This is a genomic window from Streptomyces sp. NPDC005070 (genome assembly GCF_053600395.1).
Genome location: NZ_JBSFZS010000439.1, coordinates 1 through 1786 on the forward strand (window position 1 = coordinate 1; position 1786 = coordinate 1786).

A 1786-nucleotide genomic window follows, 5' to 3' on the forward strand; every position below is an offset into this window, starting at 1 on the left:
GTGACGGCGGAGAACTCGTGCTTGGCGACCACACCGCGGACGGCTCCACCGCGGTGCACGGCGTCGTACAGGTCCTCGATGTTCGCGCCACCGACACCGAACAGGTGGGTGACCCCGGCCCGGGCGAGCTCACCGGCCAGGTAGTCGACCATGCGTACCGTCCCGGTTTCCGGCACGTCCGCCGCGGTGGTCATACGGGGCTCCCGTCCTTCTCGTGGCGCCGGTCGACGAGACCGGACGAGGTGATGACCTGAAAACGGTGCCGGTACTCCTTCGGGGTGACGCCCAGCGTTCGCCCGAAGGAACGGAAGAAGGTCTCGGGGGCACCGAATCCACAGCGGCCCGCTATCTGGCTGATCGGCAGATCGGTCGTCTCCAGCAACTCGCGGGCGCGGGCGATCCGGGTGCGCTGGACATACTGCCCGGGAGTCGTGCCCACCTCGCGCCGGAAGACCCGGGCGAAGTTGCGCGGGCTCATGTTGGCCCGCTCGGCCATCTCGGCCACGGGTAAGGGGTTGTGGAGGTTCTCCAGAATCCATTCCTGTGCCGTCCGGATCGGCGGATGGTCCGCCAACTGGGCGTCCAGCAACGCGCTGAACTGGGACTGCCCTCCGTGCCGCTTGAGGAACAGCACCAGAAACCGTGCCGTCTCCAGGGCGAGCGCCGCTCCGTGATCGGCTTCCACCAGGGCCAGCGCCATGTCGATCCCGGTCGACACGCCCGCCGAGGTGACGAAGGGTCCGTCCCAGAGGAAGATCGGTTCGGCATCCACCGTCACCGCCGGATAGCGGCAGGCCATCGTCTCGCTGTACGCCCAGTGCGTGGTAGCGCGTCTGCCGTCCAGCAGGCCCGCCTCGGCCAGCAGAAAGGATCCGCCGCATACGGAGGCGATTCTGCGCGACCGCGCCGCCGCCGTGCCGATCCACGAGATCAGCGCCCGGTCCTGCAGCGCCTCGCCCACACTCCATCCCCCTGGCACGAGGAGCGTGTCGACGGGGCCCTGCCCCGCCTCCAGCGGCATGGCCGCCACGCTCACCCCTGAACTCGTACGCACCAGTGGCGCGTCCGAGGAGACCAGCTCGATCCGGTAGGGGGCGGCTCCCGGGTCGAGGAGCCGGTTGGCGATGTCGAACACTTCGATCGGTCCGGTGATGTCCAGCGCCATGGCCCCCTCGTACACCACCACAAGTACACGTCGCTCTGCCACGGTCACAGCCTGTATCGGATCTCCGACTGACTGCAATGACAGTTCACTGACGCATCCGGCCAACAGAAGGCAGCCTGAGAGGAGTTACGGGCTGCTGGCCAGGCGGTTCGCGTACGGCCGCCGACCCTGGCGGGTGAGGTAACTCACAGGCACGCGATGGTCACCCCGGCCGACCCACAGGGCGTCCCGAAGACCCGACCCACAGGGCGTCCCGAAGCGCGGGGCATCCGGGCACCGAGCGCGCGCTCTAGGGCCTGCGGGCCAGCAAGTGGGCGTCGAGGAAGCCCCGTTCGGAGGCCGGGTCGTGGCGCAACTCGGCGACCACGACGAGCCCGGCCCCGGTCAGCAGCCCGGCGAACCGGTCGACCGGCCAGCTGTAGGCGGGCGCCACCTTGTGATCGAAGCGGACCGGCTCCACCCCCTCGGTCCCGAAGAACGAGGCCAGGAGCAGGCCCCCTGGCGCCAGGGCACGCACCTGCTCGGCCCAGCTCATCTGGGACGAGAAGCCCGCCAGCGCGCCCGGCACCGCGTATCTGTACTCCGACCTGAACCTGATCTCGCTCCAGCTCGTCCTGGAGA

The 1786-nt window shown here is 69.3% G+C and carries 2 protein-coding genes and 1 pseudogene; all 3 read right to left on the bottom strand.

Annotation, left to right across the window (positions count from 1 at the left end; translation table 11 throughout):
• A partial coding sequence (locus tag ACWEBX_RS40000; protein ID WP_451889617.1) for a thiamine pyrophosphate-binding protein occupies window positions 1-194 on the bottom strand: 194 nt, incomplete at its 3' end.
• The gene (locus ACWEBX_RS40005; protein WP_451889618.1) at window positions 191-1207 is read right to left on the bottom strand and encodes a GlxA family transcriptional regulator; all 1017 of its coding nucleotides are present in this window, start codon (window positions 1205-1207) and stop codon (window positions 191-193) included. The genes ACWEBX_RS40005 and ACWEBX_RS40000, both read right to left, overlap by 4 nt.
• A 247-nt stretch (window positions 1208-1454) precedes the next feature.
• Window positions 1455-1786, bottom strand: a pseudogene (locus tag ACWEBX_RS40010) (SAM-dependent methyltransferase); the annotation flags it as partial.